20 protein-coding genes are annotated in these 26468 nt (G+C 73.4%); 11 read left to right on the top strand and 9 right to left on the bottom strand.

Translation table 11 applies throughout. The features are described from left to right. The first annotated feature begins 49 nt into the window (after window positions 1-49). The 3 genes from ACTJIY_RS02815 (at window position 50) to ACTJIY_RS02805 (ending at window position 3242) form a co-directional block, all read left to right on the top strand. A complete protein-coding gene (locus tag ACTJIY_RS02815; RefSeq protein WP_253052257.1) occupies window positions 50-1060 on the top strand; it encodes an ABC transporter ATP-binding protein in 1011 nt (336 codons plus the stop codon). Then, complete coding sequence (locus tag ACTJIY_RS02810) at window positions 1057-1917, top strand: ABC transporter permease (RefSeq protein WP_374614844.1); 861 nt, start codon at window positions 1057-1059, stop codon at window positions 1915-1917. The genes ACTJIY_RS02815 and ACTJIY_RS02810 overlap by 4 nt, the downstream gene beginning before the upstream one ends. 200 nt (window positions 1918-2117) lie before the next feature. Beyond that, window positions 2118-3242 (top strand): cytochrome P450, encoded by a 1125-nt coding sequence (locus ACTJIY_RS02805; protein ID WP_353707340.1) that lies wholly within the window; start codon window positions 2118-2120, stop codon window positions 3240-3242. 97 nt (window positions 3243-3339) lie between these two features. Here the strand turns inward: ACTJIY_RS02805 and nrdG are convergent, their stop codons facing one another. Both nrdG and nrdD read right to left on the bottom strand, forming a co-directional pair. Continuing rightward, window positions 3340-3933 carry an anaerobic ribonucleoside-triphosphate reductase activating protein gene (nrdG, locus tag ACTJIY_RS02800; protein WP_253052263.1) on the bottom strand — a complete coding sequence of 198 codons (594 nt, stop codon included), beginning with the start codon at window positions 3931-3933 and terminating at the stop codon, window positions 3340-3342. 8 nt (window positions 3934-3941) lie between these two features. After that, window positions 3942-6197 carry an anaerobic ribonucleoside-triphosphate reductase gene (nrdD, locus tag ACTJIY_RS02795; RefSeq protein WP_440675021.1) on the bottom strand — a complete coding sequence of 752 codons (2256 nt, stop codon included), beginning with the start codon at window positions 6195-6197 and terminating at the stop codon, window positions 3942-3944. 258 nt (window positions 6198-6455) lie between these two features. Here nrdD and ACTJIY_RS02790 point away from each other — a divergent pair, with 258 nt between their 5' ends. From ACTJIY_RS02790 to ACTJIY_RS02770, 5 genes are all read left to right on the top strand, one after another. Then, the gene (locus ACTJIY_RS02790; protein WP_440675020.1) at window positions 6456-7229 is read left to right on the top strand and encodes a YwiC-like family protein; all 774 of its coding nucleotides are present in this window, start codon (window positions 6456-6458) and stop codon (window positions 7227-7229) included. Between the two features lie 97 nt (window positions 7230-7326). After that, complete coding sequence (locus tag ACTJIY_RS02785) at window positions 7327-7695, top strand: MazG nucleotide pyrophosphohydrolase domain-containing protein (RefSeq protein WP_253052269.1); 369 nt, start codon at window positions 7327-7329, stop codon at window positions 7693-7695. 59 nt (window positions 7696-7754) lie between these two features. Continuing rightward, a complete protein-coding gene (locus tag ACTJIY_RS02780; RefSeq protein WP_440675019.1) occupies window positions 7755-8285 on the top strand; it encodes a DinB family protein in 531 nt (176 codons plus the stop codon). A gap of 122 nt (window positions 8286-8407) precedes the next feature. Continuing rightward, complete coding sequence (locus ACTJIY_RS02775; RefSeq protein ID WP_253052272.1) at window positions 8408-8806, top strand: hypothetical protein; 399 nt, start codon at window positions 8408-8410, stop codon at window positions 8804-8806. Then, the gene (locus ACTJIY_RS02770) at window positions 8803-9480 is read left to right on the top strand and encodes an HAD family hydrolase (protein WP_440675018.1); all 678 of its coding nucleotides are present in this window, start codon (window positions 8803-8805) and stop codon (window positions 9478-9480) included. The genes ACTJIY_RS02775 and ACTJIY_RS02770 overlap by 4 nt, the downstream gene beginning before the upstream one ends. A gap of 63 nt (window positions 9481-9543) precedes the next feature. On the opposite strand, the gene ACTJIY_RS02765 is transcribed toward ACTJIY_RS02770, so the two are convergent. Next, window positions 9544-10329: an SAM-dependent methyltransferase gene (locus ACTJIY_RS02765; protein WP_440675017.1), complete on the bottom strand. Its 786-nt coding sequence runs from the start codon at window positions 10327-10329 to the stop codon at window positions 9544-9546. Between the two features lie 195 nt (window positions 10330-10524). On the opposite strand from ACTJIY_RS02765, the gene ACTJIY_RS02760 reads away from it, so the two are divergent. Beyond that, window positions 10525-11349, top strand: coding sequence for a MerR family transcriptional regulator (locus tag ACTJIY_RS02760; protein WP_439158601.1), 825 nt, complete (start codon window positions 10525-10527; stop codon window positions 11347-11349). 104 nt (window positions 11350-11453) lie between these two features. After that, on the top strand, window positions 11454-13571 hold the full coding sequence (locus ACTJIY_RS02755) for an elongation factor G (RefSeq protein ID WP_440675016.1): 2118 nt from the start codon (window positions 11454-11456) through the stop codon (window positions 13569-13571). A gap of 23 nt (window positions 13572-13594) precedes the next feature. Here ACTJIY_RS02755 and ACTJIY_RS02750 read toward each other — a convergent pair whose 3' ends face one another. The 3 genes from ACTJIY_RS02750 to ACTJIY_RS02740 all read right to left on the bottom strand — a co-directional run bounded on the left by ACTJIY_RS02750 (window position 13595) and on the right by ACTJIY_RS02740 (window position 21156). Further along, on the bottom strand, window positions 13595-13846 hold the full coding sequence (locus ACTJIY_RS02750) for a hypothetical protein (RefSeq protein WP_440675015.1): 252 nt from the start codon (window positions 13844-13846) through the stop codon (window positions 13595-13597). Between the two features lie 316 nt (window positions 13847-14162). Continuing rightward, window positions 14163-14690 carry a hypothetical protein gene (locus tag ACTJIY_RS02745; protein ID WP_440675014.1) on the bottom strand — a complete coding sequence of 176 codons (528 nt, stop codon included), beginning with the start codon at window positions 14688-14690 and terminating at the stop codon, window positions 14163-14165. 193 nt (window positions 14691-14883) lie between these two features. After that, complete coding sequence (locus ACTJIY_RS02740; RefSeq protein ID WP_440675013.1) at window positions 14884-21156, bottom strand: hypothetical protein; 6273 nt, start codon at window positions 21154-21156, stop codon at window positions 14884-14886. Between the two features lie 328 nt (window positions 21157-21484). On the opposite strand from ACTJIY_RS02740, the gene ACTJIY_RS02735 reads away from it, so the two are divergent. Further along, a complete protein-coding gene (locus tag ACTJIY_RS02735) occupies window positions 21485-23104 on the top strand; it encodes a LuxR C-terminal-related transcriptional regulator (protein WP_440675012.1) in 1620 nt (539 codons plus the stop codon). 64 nt (window positions 23105-23168) lie between these two features. Here ACTJIY_RS02735 and ACTJIY_RS02730 read toward each other — a convergent pair whose 3' ends face one another. The 3 genes from ACTJIY_RS02730 to ACTJIY_RS02720 form a co-directional block, all read right to left on the bottom strand. Next, window positions 23169-24041, bottom strand: coding sequence for a heme ABC transporter ATP-binding protein (locus ACTJIY_RS02730; protein WP_440675011.1), 873 nt, complete (start codon window positions 24039-24041; stop codon window positions 23169-23171). Next, entirely contained in the window at window positions 24038-25048 is a 1011-nt protein-coding gene (locus tag ACTJIY_RS02725) for a FecCD family ABC transporter permease (protein WP_253052519.1), read from the bottom strand. The genes ACTJIY_RS02730 and ACTJIY_RS02725 overlap by 4 nt, the downstream gene beginning before the upstream one ends. 131 nt (window positions 25049-25179) lie before the next feature. Continuing rightward, window positions 25180-26421 carry a heme/hemin ABC transporter substrate-binding protein gene (locus ACTJIY_RS02720; RefSeq protein ID WP_253052296.1) on the bottom strand — a complete coding sequence of 414 codons (1242 nt, stop codon included), beginning with the start codon at window positions 26419-26421 and terminating at the stop codon, window positions 25180-25182. Window positions 26422-26468: the final 47 nt, after the last annotated feature.

The following is a 26468-nucleotide window of genomic DNA, read 5'->3' as shown; positions in this document are numbered from 1 at the left end:
GCTAACGTGGATCGTCAATTTCGGTACGGCGTACGAAAGGGTGGCTCCGGTGATCCGAGCCCGTGGCCTGACCAAGACCTTCCATCGCAAGAAAGAGACCGTCGAAGCCGTCAAGGGCATCGACGTCGACGTCCGGGAGGGCGAGCTCGTCGCCTTCCTCGGTCCCAACGGGGCCGGCAAGTCCACGACCCTGAGGATGCTGACGAGCCTCCTCGAACCGACCGCCGGGACCGCCGAGGTCGCCGGCTACGACGTCGCCCGCGACCCGGCCCGGGTCCGCTCCCGCATCGGCTTCATCGGCCAGGGCAACGGCGGCGGGTACTCCTACCGCGTGCTCGACGAGCTGCACAACCAGGGCCGGTTCTACGGTCTGCCGCCCGCCGAGTACGCGCGGCGCGCCGCCGACCTGCTCGCCGCGCTCGACCTCGGCGGGCTCGAGAAGCGCACGGTCCAGTCGCTCTCCGGCGGGCAGCGGCGCCGGCTCGACGTCGCGCTGGGGCTCATGAACCACCCGCCGCTGCTGTTCCTCGACGAGCCGACGACCGGCCTCGACCCCCACGCCCGCGCCAACCTGTGGGAGCACATCGCCGCGATGCGCGAGCGGTACGGCATGACGATCGTCCTCACCACGCACTACCTCGACGAGGCCGACAGCATGGCCGAGCGCGTCGTCGTCATCGACCACGGCGAGATCATCGCCGACGCCACGCCGGACGCGCTCAAGCACAGCCACGCCGACGACGTCATCACGCTCGCGGTGGTCCCCGCGGCGGGCGGGAGCAGCGTCCCCGGCGAAGGGCCGGTCGCGGTGCCCGACGTCGTCGGCCGCGTCCGCGCGTCCCTCGCCGAGGACGTGGGCCAGGTCGAGAGCACGAGCGGCGCCGACGGCGTCGTGTCCGTCCGGATCTCCACGACCCACGGCGCCGACCGGCTGCCCGAGGCCATCGAGGCGCTGCGCGTCGGCGGCCTGGCCGTCCGCTCGGCCGAGCTCAAGCAGGCGAGCCTCGACGACGTGTTCCTCAACCTCACCGGGCGCAGCCTGCGAGAGGAGGCCGCATGAGCACGCGCACCGACCTGTCGTCCCCGGCGAGCCGGACGACGCCCGGCACCGACGCGGTGATGCGGACCGGGGCCGCGAAGTTCCTCGCCGACACCTGGGCCGTCTTCACGCGCGAGATCCTGCTCGTCCTGCGTGATCCCTTCACGCTGATCTTCTCGCTGCTGCAGCCGCTGATCTTCCTCGGCCTGTTCGGCCCGCTGCTCACGGGCGCGGTCGGCGGGTTCGGGGGTGGAGCGCCCGGCGGCGGCGGGTCGACGGCGGAGACGCTGCAGTGGTTCGTGCCCGGCGTGATCGTCATGATCTCGCTGTTCGGCACCTCCATGAGCGGGTCGAACCTGCTGTACGAGATGATGACCGGCTCCTACGAGCGCGTCCTCGCGACCCCGCTCGACCGGTCCGCGATCCTCGTCGGCCGCTCGCTCAAGGAGTTCGCGCCGCTCGTCGTGCAGGGCCTGCTCATCGCGCTCGTCTGCGTCCCGTTCGGGTTCACGCTCTACCCGCTGCACCTGCTCGTCGGGCTGCTGCTGCTCGGGCTGTTCGGCATCGGCGTGGGCGCGCTGTCGATCGCGCTCGCGCTCGCCGCGAAGAACCGCGAGTGGCTGTTCTGGGGCGTGCAGCAATCGTTGCTGTTCCCGCTGCTCATCCTCTCCGGGATGATGCTGCCGCTCGAGGCCGGGCCGGCGTGGATGCGCACGGCGGCGCTGTTCAACCCGCTGACGTACATCGTCGACGCGGAGCGCGCGCTGCTCGCCGGGAGGTTCGCGGACCCCGACGTGCTGTGGGGCTTCGTCGCCGCGGCGGTGACGTGCGTCGTCGGCCTCTGGATCGGCATCCGCCGCACCCGCAAGACGGTCTGACCCTCGCGGCGAACCCGGGACCGCTCCCCACCGCGACACCGTCGTGGGGAGCGACCCCGGGTTCGACCGAGGACGTTCGTCCCGGGTCGGGCGGACGTCGTGCCCGTCCTCGCGGTGTTCGCCGCGAGGCGCTACTCGGGCGGTCGTACGCTCGCAGGGGCCCGGCCGATCCGGGCGGACGGCGCGACAGGAGGCCACAGGTGAGCGACACCCGGACGGCGCAGGGGACGCGGGACCGCGCGGGGAGGGTGGTCGTGCGGCGGCACGCCGAGGTCGTCGCGGCGGCGCAGGACCCCGTCCTCTTCTCCAGCGCGGCGTCGGCCCACCTGCAGGTGCCCAACGGGCTCGACGGCGCGGAGCACGCGCGGGCGCGCCGGCTCCTCGACCCGTTCTTCGCCCCGGACGAGCTCGCGTGGCTCGCCCCGGTGCTCGACGACCTCGCCGCCGGGCTGGTCGACGACGTCGCGGGCGGCCCGTTCGACGCCGTCGAGCTCGGCGCCCGCTACGCCGTGCGCGCCCAGTCGGCGTGGCTCGGCTGGCCCGCCGACCTCGAGGCCGAGCTGCTCGACTGGGTCGCGGAGAACCGTGCCGCGACCCGCTCCGGCGACCGCGCCTGGACGGGTCGTGTCGCCGCGCGCTTCGACCGCATCGTCCGCGGCCTGCTCGACGCGCGCCGCGCCGGCGCGACGGTCGGACCGGCACCGACCGGCCCGGAGCGCGACCCCGCGACCGGTCCCGACGTCACCGCCCGGCTGCTCGCCCAGCACGACGACGGCCGCCCGGCCTGGACGGACGAGGAGCTCGTCTCGATCCTGCGCAACTGGACCGGGGGAGACCTGTCCTCGCTCGCCCTGTGCGCGGGCGTCGTCGTGCACTGGCTGACCGAGCACCCCGAGCACCAGCGCCACCTGCGCGACGCCCCGGACGCCGCGCTCGACGCGGCGGTCGACGAGATCCTGCGCCTCGACGACCCGTTCGTGTCCAACCGGCGCGTCGCGACGCGCGACACCGTCGTGGCCGGGTGCCCCGTCGCCGCGGGCGAGCAGGTCGTGCTCGACTGGCGCGCGGCCAACCGCGACCCGGAGGCGTTCGACGACCCGGCCGCGTACGACCCGGAGGGCCACGCCGACCGCAACCTCGTCTACGGGACGGGTCCGCACGCGTGCCCGGGCCGCCTGCTCGCGACGCTCGAGCTGCGCGTCCTCGTCCGCCGCCTCCTGCGCGCGGGCACGGTCGTGCACGACGACGCGCGGCCGGCCGAGCGCGAGACCGCGCCCGTCGCGGGCTTTCGCACCGTCCCGGTGCGCGTCGTCACCGCTCCCTGACCCGCCCAGCCCCGACGGCGCCCGAGCCCCGACGAGACGGGAGAAGTGGCCCCTCCGACACCGGCCGGAGGGGCCACTTCTCCCGTCTCGTCGGTCGCTACGAGGCGAGGTCCGCACCCGCGGCGGGTCCGGCGTCGGGCACGCGCGGCCACGGGACGGCGTGGCCCGACGCGAGCGACGCGCGCGCGTCGAGGACGCGCTGGTTGGTGCTCCCGCGGAACGCGAGGGTGAGGTCGCGGCGCGCGAGCTCGAAGCGGCCGTCGACGAGCACGTCGACCTCGGCGAGCAGCGCGCGCTGGTCGGGGGAGCCGGTGCGCAGCTCCTCGAGGGTGTAGCCCGTCCAGCACCACACGTCCTTGCGGTCGCCGTGCTCCGCGCGCAGCCGGCGGACGAGCCGCAGGCACACCTCCGTGTTGAGGAACGGCTCCCCGCCGAGCAGGGAGAGGCCCTGCACGGCGGGGTGCGCGAGGTCGGCGAGGACGCGCTCCTCCAGCGCGTCGTCGTAGGGGCGTCCGTAGCGGAAGCTCCACGCGGCCTCGTTGAAGCAGCCCTCGCACGCGAACAGGCAGCCGCTCACGTAGAGCGAGCAACGCACGCCCTCGCCGTCGACCATGACGAACGGCTTGTAGTCCGCGACGTACCCCCGGCTGACGCGGTCCGAGCGCCAGCCGGGGCCCGGGGTGCGTGCCACCGTCCCTCCTACGCGGTGCCCGACGGCGCAGCCCGGCCCGGTGCGGTCGGCGCGCCGTCGTCCGCGGTGGACAGTGTCGGTCCTGCCAGGTGCTTGACCCGCGCGGAGATCTCCGCGTGGCGGCCGTGCACCATGGGGCGCTGCTGCGGGTTGCCGAGGTACCCGCACGTGCGCTTCACGACGTCGCACGTGCGCGGGTCGGCGTTGCCGCACGACGGGCACGCGAAGCCGCGCGCGGTCGGGTCGAAGTCGCCCGTGAACCCGCACGCGTAGCAGCGGTCGATGGGCGTGTTCGTGCCCAGGTAGCCCACGCGGTCGTACGCGTAGTCCCACACCGCCTCCAGGGCCTTCGGGTTCTGCTGGAGCACGGGGTACTCGCAGTAGTGGATGAACCCGCCGGATGTGTACCGCGCGTACTCGGCCTCGAAGTCGAGCTTCTCGAACGGCGTCGGGCTCTTGCGGACGTCGTAGTGGAAGCTGTTCGTGTAGTAGTCCTTGTCGGTGATGTCGGGCACCGCGCCGAACCGCTCCCGGTCGAGGCGGCAGAACCGGTCGGTGAGGCTCTCGCTCGGCGTCGCGTAGACGCTGATCCGGTAGCCGAGCCGCGCCGTCCACCCGGCGGCGTGCGCGTGCAGGGACCGCAGCACGTCGAGCGTCAGCTCCTTGGCCCGCGGGTCGTGCTCCCAGGCGCCGCCGTAGAACGCGGCGGCCACCTCGTACAGCCCGATGTACCCGAGCGACACCGTGGCGCGGCCGTCGCGGAAGAGCCGGTCGACGTCGTCGTCCGGTGCGAGGCGCTCCCCGAAGGCCCCGTGGACGTAGAGGATCGGCGCGTTGCCCGGCGTCGCCTCCTTGCAGCGCTCGATGCGGAAGACGAGCGCGTCGTGCACGGTCTCCAGGCGCTCGTCGAGCAGTCGCCAGAACGTGTCGAGGTCGCCCGCCGCCTCGAGCGCGATGCGCGGCAGGTTGAGCGTCACGACGCCGAGGTTCATGCGCCCCTCGGAGACGTCCTGGCCGTGCTCGTCCTGCCAGCCCTGGAGGAACGACCGGCACCCCATGGGCACCTTGAACGACCCGGTGAGCTCGACGATCTTGTCGTACGACAGCACGTCCGGGTACATGCGCTTCGTCGCGCACTCGACCGCGAGCTGCTTGAGGTCGTGGTTGGGGTCGCCGGGGTCGAGGTTCACGCCGCGGCGCAGCGTGAAGATGAGCTTGGGGAAGATCGCGGTGCGGCCCTCGCTCCCGAGGCCGCGGATCCGGATCTGGAGGATCGCGCGCTGGATCTCGCGCTCCAGCCAGCCCGTGCCGAGCCCGAACCCGACCGACGTGAACGGCGTCTGCCCGTTCGACGTGAACAGGGTGTTGATCTCGTACTCCAGCGACTGCATCGCGTCGTAGATGTCCTTGCGCGTCTTCTCGCGCGCGTACTCCTCGTGCGCGGCTTCGTCGGCGATCCAGCGGCGCGCGTCCGCGAGGTGCTTCTCCAGGTTGCGCTCGGCGTAGGGAGCGAGGAGCTCGTCGATGCGGTTGACCGAGCACCCGCCGTACTGGCTGGAGGACACGTTGGCGATGATCTGGCTGATCTGCGCCGTCGCGGTCTGGATCGAGCGGGGAGGCTCCACCTGCGCGTTCCCGATCCGGAAGCCGCTCGACAGCATCGACCGGAAGTCGATGAGGCAGCAGTTCGTCATGGGCGCGTAGGGGTGGTAGTCGAGGTCGTGGTAGTGCAGGTCGCCCTTCTGGTGCGCGTTGGCGACGTGCGGCGGGAGCATCCGCAGCCCGATCGCCTTGCCCACGGTCCCGGCCGTGAGGTCGCGCTGGGTGTTGAAGACCTCGCTGTCCTTGTTCGCGTTCTCGTTGACGACCGTGGAGTCCTTGTCCAGCAGCCGCACGATCGAGTGGTTGAGGTCCGTCGCCCGGCTGCGCGCGAAGTCGCGCTGCACGCGGTAGTCGATGTAGGCGCGGGCGACGTCGTACTCGTGCGACCCGAGCAGCACGTGCTCGACGACGCCCTGGATCTCGTAGATCTTCACGGTGCCGACGAACCGCGCGGCGATCTCCACGTCGACGCGGTCCACGACCTCGTCGACACGGCTCCGGTGCGCGGCCGTGAGGTCGCCGTGCACCTCCGCGAAGGCCCTCGTCACGGCGGCGCGGATGCGGCCGTCGTCGAACGGCCGCCGACGGCCGTCGCGCTTGAGGACCTCCAGCGTGGCGGTCGTGCTGCGCGGTGCTGCCTGGTCGAGCTCGATGGTGGTCATCGCTCGTCCCCTCTGCCCACCGAGTTCTCGTCTGCGTCCCGCAGGGGTTGCGAGACGGACCGCACCCCAACATGTGGGGTCTAGATCACGGCTGCGCCACCATATCTAGTCCGCGGGGCCCGTGCGACGCGGATCCCCGGCGTGGCGGGGAGCGCGGGACAGGTCGGGACCTTGGTCCCGTCGGGGCGGGTCCTGAGGCCCGGCGCGACGGGGATTTCTCGCGGTCGGGACCGTGCGTCGCGGCGCTAGCCTCGGGGCGTGTCCCGACGTCCCCCCGGCTGGGTGCCGAACCAGCACGGCGCGTGGCCGATGCTGCTCCTGCCGTTCGTCGTCGGGTCGGTCCGGGGGATCCAGGACGCCGGGTTCCGGCCGGTGACGGTCGCGCTCGGTGCGCTGTGGCTCGTCGGCTACCTCGCCTACTTCGCGGCCGGGCTCTGGCTGAAGTCGCGTCGTCGGCCGCGCTACCGGCGCCCGATGCTCACGTACGGCGCGACCGCCGCGGCGCTCGGGCTGGTCGTGCTCGTGCTCGACCCGGCGCTCGTGCTCTGGGCGCCCGCGTTCGTCCCGTTCCTCGCGCTCGGGCTGTGGGCCTCCGCCCAGCGCACCGAGCGGTCGGTCGCCGCGGGCGGCGCGATGACCGTCGCGGCGTCGCTCATGACGGTCGTCGCGTACGCCGCGTGCCGGCCCCCGGGCGCGCCCGTGCTGGCGGTCCCCGTGGTGGTGTGGCTCGTCGCCGCGCTCCTGCTCGCCTACCTGTTCGGGACCGTGCTCTACGTCAAGACGATGATCCGCGAGCGCGGCGTGCGGTCGTACGTCGTCGCCTCGGTCGCATACCACGCGGCGGTCACCGTCGCGGCGGGCGTGGTCGCCGTCGTGCACGACCCCTCGTGGTGGTGGGCGACGGCGTTCCTCGCCGCGGCGACGGTGCGCGCGGCCGCGCTGCCGGGACCGCCCCTGAGCCCGCGGGCCGTCGGGATCGGGGAGATCGTCGCGACCGTGCTGCTGCTCGTCGTCGCGCTCGCCGTGCGGTAGGGCTGCCGTCCGTCTCGCGCGGGTCCTGCCCCCCGTGCTGCCGGGTGCGGACGACGGCTGCCGGACGGTCGGCGGCGTCCGGTGGTTCACTGGCCCGATGGACGACGACGCGCCTCTCACGGTCTCCGGCCTCGGCGAGCGCGTCGAGGCCGTCTCGGCGCTCTACGCGCGCAAGTTCGGCGTCGAGCGCGACCCGGACTGGTTCATGCTCAAGCTCGCCGAGGAGGTCGGGGAGCTCACCCAGGCGTTCCTCGTCACGACGGGACGCACCCGCCCGCGCGGGGACGCACCGCCGTCCGGAGCCGCCCCTGACGGGGCCACCGGGAACGACGGCGGGGCCTCGCCCCTCGCGGACGAGGTCGCCGACGTCCTGGCGCACCTGCTCCTGCTCGCGCGCTCCCAGGGGGTCGACGTCGACGCGGCCGTACGGCGCAAGTGGCTCGCGTGGGAGGCGGAGCTGCCGTGACCCGCCGCGGGGCCGGCGACGTACGGCCGGGGCGCTACCGGCGCCGCTAGGGTGGCGCCGTGACCGACCACCGCACCGATCCGCCCGTCAGCGCCGACGAGGTGGCTACGCTGCGCGGCTTCCTCGACTTCCACCGCGACACGCTGCGCTGGAAGACGGCGGGCCTCGACGCGGCCGAGCTCTCCCACCGGCTCCGGCCCTCGTCGATGACGCTCGGCGGGCTGCTCAAGCACCTCGCGTTCGTGGAGTCGAACTGGTTCTCCGAGGTGCTGCTCGGTGACCCTCTCATGGCGCCGTTCGACACCGCCGACTGGGCCGAGGACCGCGACTGGGACTGGACGACGGCGGCGGGCGACTCCCCGGAGGAGCTGCGCATGCTGTTCGACCGCGCCGTCGCGGCGTCCGACGCGATCCTCGACGACGCGCTCGCCGACGGTGGCCTCGACCGGCTGAGCGTGCGAGCGGACCGCCACACGGGCGAGCGATGGAACCTGCGCTGGATCCTCGTCCACATGATCGAGGAGTACGCCCGGCACAACGGCCACGCCGACCTGCTCCGCGAGGCGATCGACGGAACCGTCGGCGAGTAGCGCGACCAGCGCCGTGTGCACGACAGGGTCGCGGTCGCCGGGTCCGGACGCGGTCGTCTCGTGGAACCGGCGGGGTACGGACGACGGTTGCCGCGAGCGGCGTCGCCCGGGACCATGGCCGCGTGACCGCTCCTGAGCAGCCCTCGTCCGTCCCTCCCTCGCGCCGTCCGAGCGTCGCGACCGTGGTCCTCGCGGCGCTCGTCCTGGTCGGGGTCGCCCTGCTGGCCGTCGCGACCTGGGTCGCGAGCCGCCCGACGGCGTCCGGATGGTTCGCGTACGCGCCGCTGTCCGGCACCACGTTCGTCCCCGGCGGGGCGTACCCGCTGGGTACCGCGGCGCTCCTCGCCGGCGCAGGCGCGCTGCTCGTCGGAGGCGCGGTCGGGTTCGTCGTGGGCCGCCGCAGCGGCCCGGCTGCGGTGGTGGGCTCCGGGACGACCGGACCCGGCACCTCCGGCCCCGGCGGTGCCGCGGGCCCGGGCGAGACCTCGGGTCACGGTGCCGACGAGGCGCCTGCCGGATGAGCGCGCGCGACGACCTCGTCCTGCTCGACCTCGACGGCACGCTCACGGACTCGGCCCCCGGCATCCTCGCGTCGGTGCGGCACGCGTACGGCGTCCTGCGGCTCCCGGTCCCCGCCGAGGCGGTGCTCCGCGGCTTCGTCGGCCCGCCGCTCGGGGACTCGTTCGCCGCGCACGGCGTGCCGCACGACCGCGTGGCCGACGCCGTCGCCGCCTACCGTGACGTGTACGCGGCCGGGAACCTCCTCGACAACGCGGTCTACCCCGGCATCCCCGCGTGCCTGACGGCACTGCGCGGCGCCGGGCTGCGCCTCGCCGTCGCGACGTCGAAGCCGGAGCCGATGGCGCGGCGGATCGTCGCCCACTTCGGGCTCGACGCGCACCTCGACCGCGGCCTCGACGACGTGTTCGGCGCGACGCTCGACGGCTCGCGCAGTGCCAAGGCGGACGTCGTCGCGCACGCGCTCGCGTCGCTCGACGCCGCCCGGCGCGTGGTCATGGTCGGCGACCGCGAGCACGACGTCCTCGGCGCCGGCGTCCACGGGATCCCGTGCGTGGGGGTCGCGTGGGGCTACGCGCGCCCGGGTGAGCTGACCGCGGCGGGCGCGACGGCGGTCGTCAGGACGCCGGCCGAGCTCGCGACCGTCCTGCTCCGCCGGGCGCCGCTCGTCGCCTGACCGGACACCGCCGGCCGTCGGCGACGCGGGCCGATCGTGCCGGAGCGGACGGTGGGTCGCCGCTCAGGCGCGGGCGACGACGAGGACGGGCGCGAGCAGACCCGCCCTCGTCGCGGCGACGTTGTTGCTGATCCGCGTGACGAACTCCGCACCGAACACGACCACGAGGCCGTCCTGCCGGGGCCCGCCCCCGGCGGCGAGCGCCGCGCGCCGGTCCTCGACGCGCAGGACGTCGAACCCGGCGGCCGCCAGTGCGCGGCTGTAGTCGTCGGGGGTCTCGACGAACGACGACCCGGCGTCGACCGCCCACGGCAGGGGGAAGGGCAGGTCACCCGGTCCGACCCGCATCTGCTCGAACAGCCCGAACGGGCTCCCGGGGCGCACCACGCGGTGGACCTCCGTGAAGAGCGCCGCCTTGTCCGGCACGTTCATGCCGACGTGGACGAGCATCGCGCGGTCGTGCGAGGCGTCCGCGCACGGCAGCCGGTCGCCGTCGCCCAACGTGAACGTCACGAGGTCGGCGAGCCCCGTCCGCGCGGTGAGCTCGCGCGCGGCGTCGACGAAGTCCGGGCTGAGGTCCACCCCGGTGACCTGGCAGCCGTGCCGGTGCGCGGCGAGCCGCGCCGGGCCGCCGAGCCCGCTGCCGACGTCGAGCAGCGCCGTGCCCGGCGCGAGCCCGAGGAGGTCGAGGAGGGCGGTGGTCGACGTCGCGCCCCCGGCGTGGAGCTCGTCGTACGGGGCGAGCGCGTCGACCGTCACCGGCCCGTCGCCGGCTCCCGCCGCAGCGAGGAGGCGGGCCGCGAGGTCCTTGCCGGCGTAGTGCTGCCGTACCTGCTGCGTCGTGGCCATGGCGGCCTCCGTGCTCGTCGCGCCCACCCGCGGGCGCTCTCCCTCGACGGTACGCCCGTCGGCCCTGCCCTGCCGTGCCGGAAGGCCATGTCCGAGGCAACCTGTTGACATTGACGTAGCGTCAACTTCTAGCGTGGTGCTCGTTGCCGCACGAGGCGACCGCCGAGCCACCGAGACCGTGAGAGGAGACAGGAGATGCGTGCCGCCGGAACGACGAGCGAGCGCACGGCCGACTGGTCCATCCAGGAGGTCGCGCGACTCGCCGGCACGACGAGCCGGACCCTGCGCCACTACGACGCGGTCGGTCTGCTGCGCCCCAGCCGGGTCGCGTCCAACGGCTACCGCCACTACGACGCCGACGCGCTCGTGCGGCTCCAGCGGATCCTGCTCCTGCGCGACCTCGGCCTCGGGCTCCCCGCGATCCAGGAGGCGCTCGACGGCGACCCGGGGGAGCGGGGCGACCGGCCGCCGTCGGGCAGGGACGCCCAGGTGCGGGCCCTGCGCGGCCACCTCGAGTGGCTGCAGGCGGAGCGGCAGCGGCTGGCGCGACAGATCGCGTCGGTCGAACGGACGATCACCACGATGGAAGGAGGTGGCGAGCTCATGGCGGACGACATGTTCGACGGGTTCGACCACACGCAGTACAAGGACGAGGTCGAGGACCGCTGGGGCAAGGACGCGTACGCGCGCGGCGACGCCTGGTGGCGCGGGATGTCCGACGACGAGCGGGCGGCGTGGCAGGCCCGCGCCCGCGAGCTCGGCGAGGACTGGGCCGCGGCGGCCGCGCGGGGCGTCGACCCGGCCTCCGAGGAGGCGCAGGCGCTCGCGCGCCGCCACGTCGAGTGGCTCGGCGCGATCCCCGGCACGCCGGGCGCCGGTGCGGCACCGGTCAAGGAGTACGTCCTCGGCCTCGGCGACATGTACGTGGCGGACGAGCGGTTCGCGAAGAACTACGGCGGGGTCGAGGGCGCGACGTTCGTGCGCGACGCCCTGCGCGTCTACGCGGACCTGCACCTGTAGGGCTCGTGCCCGGGCCGGGACCTCCGGCCCGGGCACGAACCGCGCGACGTCACTAGCCTGGAACGTGGCGGGACACGGCGCCCCGCCGCCGCCAGGAGGCAGCCATGGCCACGACGTCGACGTCCACCGGCCCGGCCACGACCCGCAACGTCGCCCTCGTCGGGCACAGCGGGTCGGGCAAGACCACGCTCGCGGAGGCGTTCCTCCATCGCGCGGGCGCGATCCCGCGGGCCGGGTCCGTCGCGGAGGGCACGACCGTCTGCGACCACGAGCCCGAGGAGGTCGCGCGCGGCATCTCGGTGAGCCTCGGCGTCGCGCACCTCGACTGGCGGGCGCCCGACGGCGTCACGCACCAGGTCACCCTGCTCGACACCCCGGGGGCCCCGGACTTCGCCGGGTCCGTGGACGCGGCGCTCGCGGTGGCCGACCTCGCGGTCGTGGTGGTGAGCGCCGTCGACGGGTTCCAGTCGGGCACGGAGGAGGTCTGGCGGCGCTGCGACGAGGCGGGGATCCCCCGCCTCGTCGTCGTCTCCCAGGAGGACCGCGCGCGGGCGAGCTTCCGCACCGTCCTCGGCGCGCTGCGCGGCGCGCTCGACGCGCCGTTCGTGCCGCTCGAGCTCCCGCTCGGCGAGGAGCAGTCGCTGCACGGCGTGGCCGACGTCCTCACCGAGCGCGCCCGGGAGTACGACGGCGACGGCCGCACCCACGAGGAAAACGTCCCCGCGGACGTGCGCGACGAGGAACACGCCCTGCACGACGAGGTCGTGGAGGAGATCGTCACGCACGACGACGACCAGCTCGAGGCGTACCTCGCGGGCGACGAGCCCGGGGCGGCGGACCTCGAGCGCACGCTCGCGCACGAGGTGCTCACGGGCGAGGCCGTGCCCGTCCTGCTCGCGTCCGCGGTGACGGGCGTCGGCGTCGACCGCGTGCTCGACCTCGTGTGCGAGCTCGGCCCCTCGCCCGCCGACCGCGCGGCCGTCGTCGCGCTGCCCGACGGCGCGGGGTCGGCGGGCGCCGACGGCTCCCCGTCGGACGCGACGACCGAGGTCGCGGCCGACCCTGCCGGGGACGCGCTCGTGCACGTGTTCCGGACGGTCGTCGACCCGTTCGTGGGCCAGGTGTCGGTGTTCAAGGTGCTCTCCGGGTCCGTCGCGACGGGCGACCGCCTCGTGAGCACCGCGACCGGCGCCGAGGACCGCGTGCACGGTCTGTTCCGGCTGCGCGGGCGCGAGCACGTCGCGGTCGACCGCGTGGTCGCCGGTGACGTGGCCGCCGTCGCGAAGCTCTCCGCCGCCGCGACCGGGACGCTGCTCGCAGGGCGACGGATGCCCGTCGCCGCGCGCGACCTGCCGTCGCGCGCACCCGTCTACGCGCTCGCGCTGCGGCCGGTGTCCCAGTCCGACGACGACAAGCTCTCCGCCGCGCTCACCCGCCTGCGCGCCGAGGACCCGACCCTGCACGTCGACCTCACCGGGTCGCAGGCCGTGCTCGGGGGCCTCGGCGACACGCACCTCGCCGTCGCGGTCGAGCGGCTGGAACGCTCGTTCGGCGTGCGCGTCACGACCGAGCCCGTCCAGGTCGCGTACCGCGAGACCGTCACGCGCGCCGTCGAGGTCGAGGGCAAGGTGAAGAAGCAGTCGGGCGGGCACGGGCAGTTCGCGGTCGTGCAGCTCCGGGTGTCGCCGCTCCCGCGCGGTGACGGGTTCGAGTTCGTGAGCTCCGTCGTCGGCGGGTCGGTGCCGCGCCAGTACCTCCCCGCCGTGGAGCGCGGTGCGCGCGAGGCCATGGAGAGCGGCGGGCCGCACGGCTACCCGGTCGTCGACCTGCGCGTCGAGGTGCTCGACGGAAAGGCGCACTCCGTCGACTCCTCCGACATGGCGTTCCGCACCGCGGGCGGGGTCGGGGTGCGCGAGGCGCTCGCGGCCGCGGGCACCGTCGTCCTGGAACCCGTCTCCGCCGTGTCCGTGACCGTCCCGTCCGACGCGCAGGGCGACGTCATGGGCGACCTCTCCGCGCGCCGCGGCCACATCACCGCGACCGACTCCCTGCCCGACGGCCGCGTCCGCGTCGACGCGCTCGTCCCCGAGGCCGAGCTCACCCGCTACGTCATCGACCTGCGCTCCCTCACCGGCGGGCGCGGGACGTTCACGGCAGTCCCCGACCGCTACGAGGCCCTCCCGGGCGGTGTCCTGCCCCGTCACGAGAGGTCGGAGGCGTAGCGACCTCAGACGCGAGACGCCCTCTAGTCGCCATCGCCGCCGTGCTTGCGACGCATGGTCTCGATGAGGCGCCACGTGTCGTCGTCGAAGGCTGTGACGTCGCCGACGAGTGCGAGGGTGCTGAGATAGAGGGCTGCGTCGCGCAGGAACCCTGCGTCGTCGCGGCCCTTCTGTGCGGTGACCCGGCTCATGCCGTCGTTCACGAGTGCCCGTTGCTCAGGTGTCATGGGTCCGAGCGACTCGATGTACGCGCTCACGTCGAACGGTTCGCGCATCTGACCCCTCCCCCCAGAGGCCGTCATCGTAGCGATGGCGGGTCCTACCCACGTCATGGTCGTGCTCACCACGTTCTGTCCGGTGCCGGTTGCTGGTCACGACCGCCGGCTCGGCGCTTCCGGTGGGCGCGGCGGGTACCGGTCGTCCGGCGTGCGCGCAGTGAACTGTACGCAGTTGGACGGCCGTCCAGAACCGCTCCTGGTCGCGGCCCAGTGAGTTCTTGCAGGTCGAGGGAGGGCGCGGTCCGGCAGGGTGATGCACGCAACGACGCGAATTCACCCGTGGTTCGTCAGGGAATTCGTCGACGCGCGGGGTTCAGGCCTGGTCGAGGGCCTCGGTCGTGCTACCCGAGGTCTCGACGGTGATCAGGTTTCGCAGCGCCTCGGCGGCGTGCAGGACCTGGGCGACCTCGTGGTCGCGTGCCGCGTGGATGCCGCACCACACGAGCTGACGGGCAAGAGCTTCCTGGGTATCGCGGAGACGGGCGTCGCAGGCTCGACGCATGGTGCGGGCCAGTGTGGCGAACGCGAGGTCGTGCGAGGTCGGCGCCACGGTCGTGCGGTTCAGCGTCAACGCGCTGGTGGTCCGGACGTCCACGGCGTGCCCGAGGAGCCGGCATTGTCCGACGGCCGCCGCGGCTGCTCCGGGGCGGCGCTGGTGGGCGGGGCGCAGCACGAGCCGGGCATGGAAGTCGAGGAGCTCGTCGGCGCTGAGGGTGGGCGGCAGGACCGTGTCGATCCGGCGGGTCCTGCCGGCGAACGGGTTCGTGACGTCCCTGATGCGGACCAGGGTCGCGTAGCCGAACAGGGTGGGCAGGACGATGCGGTGGGCGTCGCGGTGCATGGGGACCTCACAGGCGGGGCGTGCGCGTCGGCGGTGACGGGCGACGGGGCGTCATGCGGTGGGAGTGCCGGAGAGTGCGTGTTAGCAACGAGGCCGTCGAGCAGTGTCGTCGGCCTTCACGGGGTGGTCGTGGGGTGTCGACCCTGAGAGCCGCCGGTCGCCCCGCCCCGCGGTCGGGGCGACCGGCGGTGCCTCAGCCGGTCGTGCTGCGGCGGTTGCGGGCCGCGACGAGCACGATCACGCCGAGCAGGAGCAGCAGTGCCGCACCTCCGGCGACCCACGCGAGGGTCGCACCGGTGGTCGCGAGCGACCCGCCGGGCTTGGCCGGGGTCCCGGGGGTACCGGGCTCGTCCGGGGTGGCGCACGCCTCGGCGGTGTCGGTCAGGTCGTTGTGACCGATGCCTGCGGTGTTCGCGAACCCGCCACGCCCGTCCGTGCCCGGTGCGGGGCAGGTGAACGTGGACTCGTTCACCGCACCCTGGTCGAGCGTGGCGACGACCTGCACCCGGTAGGTGTGGGTTCCACCGGCGGTGAGGGTGACGTCGCTCGCGACGACGTTCTCCGGTGCGCCGGCAGCGCCCTGGCCGGTCCACGTGCCCGACGCCGTCACGCCCTCGGGCGTCGCGGTCACCGTCGCGGACTCGACCCGGATGCCCGCGCCGTAGCGCAGACGGTCGGTCAGGTCGTAGACCCCGGCGGCCGCGCCGTCGTTGACGGCCGTGACGGTGTAGCGCACCGTCCAGGTCCCGTCGGCGTTCTTGGCAGGCTTGCCGTCCATCGACTTCGTGAGGTCGATCGAGGGCACCGGGGCGCAGTCCGTGTCGGTCTGCGTCCCACCCGTCTCGTCCGTGAGCGTGGCCGCGTTGTTCAGCCCCTGCTCGGTGAGGTTCCCACCAGGAGCCGTGGTGCACGCCGGCGAGCCCGTCCCGTCCTCGCCCACGTCGTCGGACGCGAAGTGCAGCGGCACGTTCGCGACCACCGTGACCCGGTAGACGTGCGGGGCGTACCCCTCGTCGTCCAGCCCACCGATCGACACGTCCGTCGCGATCCGCTGGTCGGCGTCACCGTCGAAGCCCTCGTTCACGGTGACCCCGTCGGGGCCGGTCACGCCGACGGACTCGACCGTGATGACGGGCGCGAAGAGCAGCTCGTCGTCCAGGTCGTACGTCGTCGCCTCAGCCCCGACGTTGCCCACGGTGAGGTCGTACACGACCTCCCACCTCCCGTCCCCGACCGGGTTCGCCGAGACGAGGGCCTTGTCCAGGGTCGGCTTGCCCGGACGCACGCACTCGTCGTCCGCGCCCTCGATCCCGTTCCACCCGATGGCGGCGATGTTGTTCAGGCCACCGGGCACCGTGCCACCGTCGCCGGTGGTGCAGGTGTCGGTGTCCGGGATGACGACGTCGGACAGGTCCGCCGCGTACCGCACCGTGACCGTGTAGGTGTGCACCACCGGCGCCGTGCCCGCGCCCGCGATCGGCTGGCCGGTCACGATCCGGGTGTCCTCGAGGCCGTCGAAGCCCTCGTTGACCCCCACGGGCTCCGGCGCGTCGGTGACGACGCCCTGGATCCCGACGACCGTCACGCCTTCGCCCGGCGCGAGGGTGTCGTCCAGGTCGTAGACCCCGGCGCCCGGACCACGGTTGGTCACCGTGACCTCGTACACCGCGTCGTACACCCCGTCCTCGCCCTCGACCGGCGTCACCGCGCCCGAGAGGGACTTGGCGATCTCGATCAGCGGCAGGGACGCGCACGCCTCGCCGTCCGACGTCTCGCCGTTGTGCTCGAGCTCGACCGTGTTCGCCAACCCGCCGTTCTCACCAGAACCCGACGCGGGGCAGGTGAGGTCCGTGGGGGTGACGACGGCCCGGTCGAGGGAGACCACGACCTGCACCTGGTAGGTGTGCGTCCCACCCGCTGCGAGCGAGACGCCACCGGCGACCAGGTTCTCCCCGTCACCGAGCGTGCCACCCTGACCGGTCCATCCGGCCTCCGCGGTCACGCCCGCCGGCGTCGTGACGACGTCGGCGGACTCGACGACGATCCCGTCGCCGTAGCGCAGCTGGTCACGCACGTCGTACTCGCCCGCGGCCTGACCGGTGTTGGTCGCCACGAGGTCGTAGGTGATGGTCCACGTCCCGTCGCCGTTCGGCGTCGGACCGTCCGAGATCGACTTCTCGATCCCGATCAGGGGCAGGGACGCGCACGCCTCGTCCTCGGCGACGATCCCGTTGTGGTCCAGGCTGACCGAGTTGGCCAGGCCACCGTTCGCGCCCGACCCGGGTGGCGGGCACTGCAGCGCGGCCGGGTCGATCGTGGCCTCGTCCATCTCGACGACGACCTCGACCTGGTAGGTGTGCGTCCCGCCCGCGGCAAGGCTCACGTTCTCCGCGACGAGGTTCTCCGCGGAGTCCTTGTCCGGGCCCAGGCCGGTCCAGGTGCTCTCGGCCGTGACGCTGGTCGGCGTGGTGACGACGTCGGCGGAGACGATGTCGATCCCCGTGCCGTAGTCGAGGCGGTCGAATACGTCGTACTCGCCCGACTCGCCACCCACGTTCTCGGCGACGATGTCGTAGACGATCGTCCACGTCCCGTCGCCGTTCGGCGTTGGGCCCGCGCTGATCGACTTGTCCACCACGATGTACGCGATCGTCACGCACGCGGTCGCCTCGTCGGTCAGGTCGTTGTGCTCGATCTCCGCCGCGTTCGACAGGCCACCGCTGTCCCCCTCACCCAGCGCGGAGCAGGGCGTGACCACCGGGACGCCGGTGGCGTCGTCGGCGATGCCGATGACGACCTCGACCTGGTAGGTGTGCGACTCGCCCGCGGGCAGGGTCACGGCGGCGGCGATGACGTTCTCCGGAGCACCCTCCGCGCCCAGGCCCGTCCAGGACCCGTTCGGCGTGACGCCGGCCGGGCTGGTGACGACCGACCCGGACACGACCTCGAGGTCGCCGTCCGCGGTCATGCGGTCGGTCACCTCGTAGGTGCCCTCGAACGCGCCGTCGTTCGTGGCGACGACGTCGTAGGTCACCGTCCACGTCCCGTCACCGTTCGGCACGGGACCTGCGGAGACGGTCTTGGTGATGTCGATCGACGGGATCGGCGCGCACGCCTGGTCGTCCTCGGTCTCGCCGCGGGCGTCGGTCAGCCGCGAGGTGTTGTTGAACCCCTGGTCCGCGTCCGACCCCTCGGCCGGGCACACCGTCGGGTCGGGGTCCGACCCAGCGCCGGGCACCTGCAACGGGACGTCCGCGATGACGGTCACCTCGTAGTGGTGCGCGGCATACCCGGCCTCGTCGTTCCCGAGCAGCGGCACGTTGGCCGCGATCGCGGTGCTGCCCTGCCCGTCCCACGCCGGGGTCGCGAGCGTGACCCCCGCCGGAGCGGTGGTGACCGTCGCCGCGACGACGGTGGCCTCGGACGTGAAGTGCAGCGTGTCGTCCAGGTCGTACGTCGTCGGGTGAGCCGACGTGTTGGTCACGTCGATCCCGTACACGACCTCCCACTGCCCGCCACCGATCGGCGTCGCCGACACGATGGTCTTGGTGTGCGTCGGATCCCCGTCCACCTCGAACCCGGCGGGGTCGCAGTTGATCTGCACCGGGTCCTCGGAGTCCGCGGGCTGGTCGGCCGTCGCGCACGCCGTGTTCACGACCGTGTCCGGGCCACCCTCACCAAGGACGATCTCGAACTCGTGCGACTCGCTCTCCTCGGGCGCGAGCTCCTCCACCACGAAGGACCCCAGCTCGGGCTGCAGGTCGTCGGACACCTCGAGGTGAGTGATGGTGCCCTGGCCGGTGTTCGTCACCACGATCCGGTACCGGACCGTCTCTCCGGGGCGGAACGACGGGTACTCGGCGACGTCGTTGGCGTCGACCCAGGTGCCGTCACGGTCCTGGACGTACTTCTTCAGCGACGCCGAGTAGTCCGTGCCCATCGTCAGCGGCTCGGACGTGCGCATCACCAGCTCGGTGTGCTCCGCGATCGCCTGCGCACGGTTGACGTACGTGTCACCCGGCTGCGCTCCGTCGGGCTCGATGTTCACGGTGAAGGCGAACGTCGCACCCGGCGCCAGCGTCCCCCCGATCACACGGATCGCAGTCGGGTTCGCGACCGGCGTCGTCGACCAGCCGACCGTGTTCCCGGTGACGCTGCCCGGCGCGGTGCCGTTCGACGTGTCGGCCGGGTCGTCCGAGAGGGTCGCCGGGTCCGCGGTCGTGTAGTACACCGTCGCTCCCGCCGGCACGCCCACCGACGTCACGTCGTACGACCCGGAGAACGACGTGCCACGGTCGTCGCCGTTGAAGGGCAGGATGTCGATCGTGTCCGTGAACGCCTGCGGCAGCGGGTCCTCCGAGCGCAGCGTCACCGTCCAGGAACCTGACTCGTCCGAGCCGTCACCGTCCGGGTTCGCGATGAACCACTGGTCCGTCGTCTTGGCGATGCTGGTGAAGCCGTTGGTCGAGACCGTGACCTGTGCGGTCGCGGGCGACGTGGACTCCCCGCCGACGGTCGCCACGACGCTGTTGGTCAGCGCAGTACCGGGCGTGACGTCGACCGCCGCGACAGCCTGGTAGGTGAGTGCGTTCGACGCGTTGGTCGGTACCCCGTCGAGGGTCCAGGTGAGGACCTGCTGGCCGGATCCGTTCGTCGAGACCGTGGGCTCAGGAGTCGCCGAACCGGACACGTAGCTCATCCCCACCGGCAGGGTGTCGACGAGCTCGAAGTCGTCGACCGTCGGGTCGATGGACCCCGTGCCGTTCGCGCTGTAGCTGAGCGTGTATGTCGCCGGGATCCCCGGCTTGACCGAGGCGCGGTCCGCCGACTTCGTCACGGCCGGGGTGACGCCGATGATGTACAGCACGTCCCGGCCGCTGCCGATGAAGGGGTAGCGCATGCCCGGGGTCAGGGGGCCCGTCCGGTCCGCAGGGTTCATGCTGCGGTTGGGGTACTGCCACTGACCGTTGACGTAGGCGGCGCCCCACTGCCACACGTCCGTGCCCACCGGGGTGTCCGCCTTGATCGTGTGGCGGACGTTGAGGCTCGTCCGGGGGTTGCCCGTCATCGCCGAGAAGGGGTAGGTCGCCCGCACTGCCTTGACCGTCTGGCCGGGTGCTGGCGTCGTCGTCCAGCCGCCCGGGTCCTGGTCGCACCGGAACGCGTTCGGGTCATAGCTCGCGCTGGACGCGTCGACGATCGCCGCGCTTCCCACGTAGTACTCCAGAGCGACGCCCGGGAGGGGCTGGCCGCCCCAGCCGTGGCTGATCTCTGCGCTGGTGAAGTCGACGTAGCGGGTATCGAGGACCTGGCACTGTCCGAACACGGTTGCGGGGTCGGACGAGGCCCAGGTGGCGCTCGTCACGGACTGCACCTCGCGCCCGGCGGAGACGCGGAACTCGTTGCTCCACCACGACGGGACCTGGACGCCGGATGCCTCCGGCTGCCAGGCGTTGTTCCAGCCGCCACGGGTCCAGGTCTTGCTGGACTGGTTGTTCGACGGGTCGTCGACGGACGTCGCGCCGGAGGGCGAGGTGTAGGTCGGCGTGCTCGCCGTCAGGGTCATGCTGTTGTTCGTCCCGCTCATGAAGCGGAACCACACCGTGCCGCTCGCCACCGCTTCACGGTTGGCCGGAAGCGCCTGACCCACGGAGTCCTGCGTCGGCACCTGGAGCCGCGAGTAGTCGATCCCGCTCAGCGTGAGGGTGAACGAACCGTCGGGGTTCGGAGTCAGGGTGCAGCTGTCGACGAACGGCGCCGATTGCTGCGCGGGATGGGTACCTCCCGACCAGGGGTGCCCGGTCGCCGCGCCGGTCGTGAACGGCGAGCACGCCTGGGGGCCGACCTGGACGGCTGCGCCGACAGGGTTGGTGACATCGAGCCGGTAGCTCACCGTGTCGGGGCCGGGGTCGCTGCCGGTCTGCGTGAAGAGGGTCCACTGCACGTCGATGTCGACGTAATCGTCGTTCCAACCGACGCCGTTGGTGGGCGTCTGCCACACCATGTCCATCGCGAAGGGGTTCTCGATGGCGATGGGCGGCACCTCGGCGGTGCGGCCGTCGATCGTGCCGACCGCAGTGATCTGGTCGCCGGTCTGGCCGTCGGCCTGGACGGCCGTCTGCACGACGTGCGCCGTGCCCTGGTCCCGGGTGCCGAGATTGCAGACGAGCGTCTTGCGGTCCGGGGAGATGCTCGACGCGGGGTTCACTCCGGTGGTGAGGCACGCGTCCGGCAGAGCACCGAAGAGGCCGTGGTCGATCGTCACCTCGAACGTGACGTCGGCGACCGGGTCGTTGCTCGGCGCGGCGTGGTCGTCGTTGACGTTGACCCGCCACTCCGCCGTCACGACGTCACCCGAGGCCACCACGGTCGGGGTTCCCTCGGCCCAGCGCCCGGTGATCTCGTACACCGTCGCCGCGGCGGCCGGCAGCGCGGCCGACGCCGCGACGCCGGTGCCCGCGGTCACGAGCGCCACGGCGCCGGCGACGGCGCGCTTCCACGTGCCCCTCCGGTGTCGCGGCCTGACGTGGCGGGCTGTCATCGTCCCGGCGCGAGATCCGCGCCGAGTGGCGCGGTCGGCGCCCGTCGTGCTCCATGGTCGTGGTCGCATGAGCTCCCCATCGGTTCCGTGGCACGCGTCCCTCGCGCGCTCGTCAACACCTCATGTGACCCAGGCGACAGCGGTCGGTGACGGAAAAGTGATGGAACTTCATCAACGAATTCATCCGTTCTGAGAAGAATTCACCCACGTCCCTGTCCTCGTCCCCACGAGGGCATGGACGAGGATCGATCAGGTGAACCCCTCGTTCGACGGCGCGACATCCTTGAACGACGAGGCGATCCGAGCGACCATCGCCACCGGCACGCTCGACGACATCGAAGAGCTGTTCGACCTGCTCTGGTACGACCTGCCAGGCCGCTACGCACACTCGGTCATGGAGAGGGTCCGTGGTCTGGACGCCGCGGAGTTCGAGCACCGGCCCCGCCTGTTGCACGCGGCTCTTCTCGCCCACCACCGCGCCGAGGTCGCCGACCGTGACGGCGAGCTGATGAGCGTCCTGCACGTGTACGCCGTCCAGGGCCGCTCCTACGCCGCCCGGCTGGCATCCTTCACCCGGCCGAGCGATCTTGTCACCGCCGGCACGATCGCCGTCATCTCGGCGCGGCTGCGCGGGGCGTTCGAGGAGTCGGAACGCCTGGGCGCGTGGGTCGACAAGCAGCTCGCGCTCCGGGGGACCGGTCACTCCCTGCCCTGGACGTCGACCCACGTCGCGACCAAGCCCGGCTGGCTGTCGGTCCAGCGCGGCGTCACCGCGATGCTGGCGGGCCGGCTCGACCACGCCGCGAAGCTGTACACCCAGGCGCACGTCGAGGCCGGCCCGGCCCCGTACGCACACCACGCCGGTGCGAACGCCCTGGCCAACCTCGCGCTCGTCGCCGCCTACCGTGGGCACCTCGGACTGGCTCGCTCCTGGCTGACCTCGCTCGACGACAGCGCTGCTGTCCCGTCATGGATCGACCACCTGACCACGGTCGGCGCGCGGGTCGCCCGTGCGCTGATCGCGATCGAGGAAGCAGACCCCGCCGAGGCGAGGTCGTCCCTGGACGCCGCCGGGCCTGCGACCCAGAGTCTGGAGCTGTGGCCCTTCATCGCCTACGCGCACTCGAGCCACGCCGCGCTGTTCGGCGACCCCCACATCGCCCTCGCCCACCTGGACGAGGCCCGGACGCGCCACGGCGCGCTCGAGCCCGACCCCACCACGCTCGCGGGTCAGCTCGTGCTGCGCTCCGAGGCCAAGCTGCTGCTCAGGGCGGCCGAGGGCAACCGGCTGCTCCGCCTGGTCGACGCGCACCCCGACGTCGCGTCGTTGCGCCAGTACGCCGCCTGGGTCCGCCTCCTCGCCGGCCACCCGTACGACGCGATCCGCTCCACCGCCCAAGCCCTGCACCAGCTCCACGTCCCTGTCCCGGACATGATGGGACTGCACCTCGTCAGAGCGATCGCGCACCTGCGCACAGGCAACAAGCACCACGCCGCCACGGCGTTCCGCAAGGCCGTCGCCCTGCGCGCGAGCGAGAACCACGTCAAGCCGTTCCTGGCCGCCGAGGCGGACGATCTCGTCCAGCTCGCCCAGCTCGCCGACGTTCCCAACCCGTTGCTCAACCGGCGCGTGCAGCGCGTGAACCTTCCCGGCCCCACCCCCGTCGTGCGCCTCTCACGCCGCGAACGCGCCGTCCTGGCCGCACTCAGCGCCGGCGACACCGCTGAGCAGGCCGCCGCGCGTTTCGAGGTGTCCCCCGCCACCGTGCGCACCCAAATCCGCAGCATCTACCGCAAGCTCGGCGTCTCACGCCGCGCGGCGGCCCTCGCCCGCGCCGAAGAGCTCGGGCTTCTCCTCGAGGCTCGCGAATGAGCGTCCGGACCGCAGCGGTGGTGCACGTGACGCTGGGCGCGCCCGCCTCGTGACCGGGTCCCCGTCAGCGGCGCGGCAGGACGATCAGTGCGCCGCCGCCGGGGTGGTCGACGACCTCGACGGGGTAGTCGTAGACGTCGCTCAGCAGCTCGGCGGTGAGGACGTCGCGCGGGCCGCCGTCGGCGACGACGCGCCCGCCCGCGAGGACGGTGACCTGGTCGGCGTACGCGGCGGCGAGCGAGAGGTCGTGCACGACGACGACCACGGCACCCCCGGCGGCGGCGTGCGCCCGGGCGAGCTGGAGCACGAGCTCCTGGTGCTTGAGGTCGAGCGCGGCGGTCGGCTCGTCGAGCATGAGGAGCGTGGTGCGCTGCGCGAGCACGCGGGACAGCGCGACGCGGGCCTTCTCCCCGCCGGACAGCGACGTGAAGTGCCGGTCGGCGAGGTGCTCGACGTCGGTCGCGGCGAGGGCCTCGGCGACCGCGGCGTCGTCCTCGTCCTCGAACGGGGTGCCGCGCCACGGCGAGCGGCCCATGCGCACGACGTCCACGGCGGTGAACGGGAAGCTCAGCGAGACCTGCTGGAGCATGACGGACCGGCGCAGGGCGAGCTCGGTCGGGGTCCACGCGGCGAGCGGGCGGCCGCCCACGGTGACGTCCCCGGCCTCGGGGCGCAGGTCGCCGGTGAGGACGCCCAGCAGCGACGACTTCCCGGCCCCGTTCGGGCCGAGCAGCGCGCGCACCTCGCCCGCGCGCACGTCGACCGACACGTCGCGCAGGATCGACGCCTCGCCCAGGGTGAGGGACACGCCGTGTGCGGCGGTGACCACGTCGCCGGGCGCGGCCGGCCGGGGGAGGCGGGGCCGCCGTCGGGCACCGGTGACGGCGGTGCGCAGCGCGCCGAGGAACGACGATCCCTCGTGGCGGAGGTCGCTCATGCCCAGCCTCCCTGGCGCGAGCGCGTGCGGCGCAGCAGGTAGAAGAAGAACGGCCCGCCGACGAGCGACGTGATCATGCCGAGCGGCAGCTCGACGTTCGCGACGGCGCTGCGCGCGAGGAGGTCCGCGGCGAGCAGCACGACGGCGCCGCCCAGCACGGACGCGGGGACGAGCGTGCGGTGGCTCGGCCCGCACACCATGCGCACGAGGTGCGGCACCACGAGCCCGACGAACGCGATGATCCCCGTGAACGCGACCCCAGCAGAGACGAGCAGAGCGACGAGGACGATCACGAGCTGGCGCAGCCGCTCGACGTCGACCCCGAGGTGCTGCGCGGCGCGCTCGCCCAGCGCGAGCAGGTCCATCTTGCGCCGCACGAGCATCGCGCCGGTCACGCCGACGACGGCGATCGGCAGGACCACCGCGACGGACTGCCACGTCGCGCCGCCGAGCGAGCCGAGCTGCCAGAAGACGATCTGCTCGCGCGCGGCCGGGTCGGCGACGAACGTGAAGAACGCGAGCATCCCGCCCGCGAACGCGTTGACCGCGATGCCCGTGAGGACGAGCGTCACGACCTCGGTCCGGCCGCCGGCGCGCGCGAGCGCGTAGACGACGAACGTCGTGACGAGCCCGCCGGCGAACGCCGCCGCGGCGACCCACGTGCCGGGCACGAGCGCGCCCGCGGTGACGATGACCGCGCACGCGCCCACGGCCGCGCCCGAGGAGACCCCGATGACGCCGGGCTCCGCGAGCGGGTTGCCGAACACGCCCTGCATGAGCGCGCCCGAGCACGCGAGCGCCGCGCCCACGACGATCGCCAGGACGACGCGCGGGAACCGCACGACCCACAGCGCGTTCTCGCCCTGCGGGTGCGACGGCATGGGCCCCCAGTCGAGCCCGACGTGGTGCGCGAGCGAGCCCAGCACCTCCGCGGGGGACACCGGCACCTGGCCGGTCATGCCGGACACGATCGTGAGCACCGCGAGCGCGACGCCCAGCCCGACCATGAGCCAGCGTGCGGCCCGACGGCGCTGCTGCCCGACGGCGGGACCCACCCGGGCGGATCGACCTCCCGGGCGCGGGGCGTCGTCGGGCGCGGGGGCGTCCTCCGTGGCGCCCGGCGGGCGCGTCACCGCGCTCACGACGCGGGGAGCTCGGGCGCGGGCACGCCGTAGAACGCCTCGACGAGCGACGCGATGGTGTACCCGGTGCGGGGGCCGAACGTGAGGAGGCGCGAGCCGTCCATGTCGACGACGCGCCGCGCCTCGCCCGCGGGCGTCTGCGCGAGGCCGGGGATCGCCATCATCGCGTCGAGCCCGCCCATGGACTCGAGCCCGTCGGTCATGACGAGGTAGGCGTCGGGCGCGGCGCTGATGATCGCCTCGCTCGTGACCGGCGCGTACTGCTGCGTGAGGCCGATCGCGGTCCCGGCGTCCTCGCCGCCGATCTCGCGGACGAGGTCGTCGGCGCCGGAGCCGGGCCCGAACAGCATCTTGATGTTCGCCCCACGCAGGTAGAGGAACGCGACGCGCGGCGTCCCGGTGTCCTGCGGCACCGCGGCCAGGGCCGCGCAGATCTGCCGGTCCGTGCGCTCGACGAGCGCCTCGCCCTGCTCGGGCACGCCCAGCGCGGTCGCGACGGCGCGGATCCGGTCGTCGACGCCGTCGAGCGTGCGGGCCTCGTCGAAGTACACGACGGGGATGCCCGAGCTCTCGAGCTGGCCCCGCACGTCGTCGGTGAGGATCGTCGCGTCGGTGAGGATCACGGAGGGGTCGAGCCCGAGGATCGCCTCGACGTCGAGCGCGTGCCCCGCGCCCGTGACGACGGGGACGTCTGCCGCCTCGGGGAAGCCGGTCGGCAGGTCGCGGCCCACGACGTTCGCGCCGAGCCCCAGGCTGTAGACGATCTCGCCGAGCGTCCCGTACAGGTCGACGGGGATGATGCGGCTCACGTCGGTGATCTCGACCTGGCGTCCGTCGACCGACTCGACGGTCACCGGGAGCTGCGGCACGGGCGCCTCGGCGACCGGGTGGATCGCGTCGTCGGCGAACGTCGCGCTCGTGGGCCCGGTGGGGAAGGACGCCGGGTCGACGTCGGTCCCGCCCCCCGCGGCGCGGGACGCGTCGAGCGTCGTGCAGACCGGCGCGCCCGTCGCCGCGTCGGCCGTCTCCGCGGGCGCCGCCTCGACGGGCGCGGCGTCCTGGCTCGCCTCCGCCGACGGCGTCGCGGGCGGCTCGTAGGGGAGCGGCGCGCACGCGGCGACGAGCCCCAGCACGACGCCGGCAGCCGCCCCGGCCAGGCTCGTCGCCGCGCGTCGGGACCTGCGCGTGGTCGAGGGCGCGCTCGCCGCCCGGGTCGACGAGTCGCTCGGTCGCTGCACGGCGCGGGCACGGTGACGCATGGGGAGATCTCCAGGGGGCAGGTGCG

It is taken from the genome of Cellulosimicrobium sp. 22598 (assembly GCF_052044445.1).
Classification (GTDB): Bacteria; Actinomycetota; Actinomycetes; order Actinomycetales; family Cellulomonadaceae; genus Cellulosimicrobium; species Cellulosimicrobium cellulans_G.
Note: the sequence above shows the minus strand (reverse complement) of the source record. Positions and strands in the feature narration are given on the sequence as shown.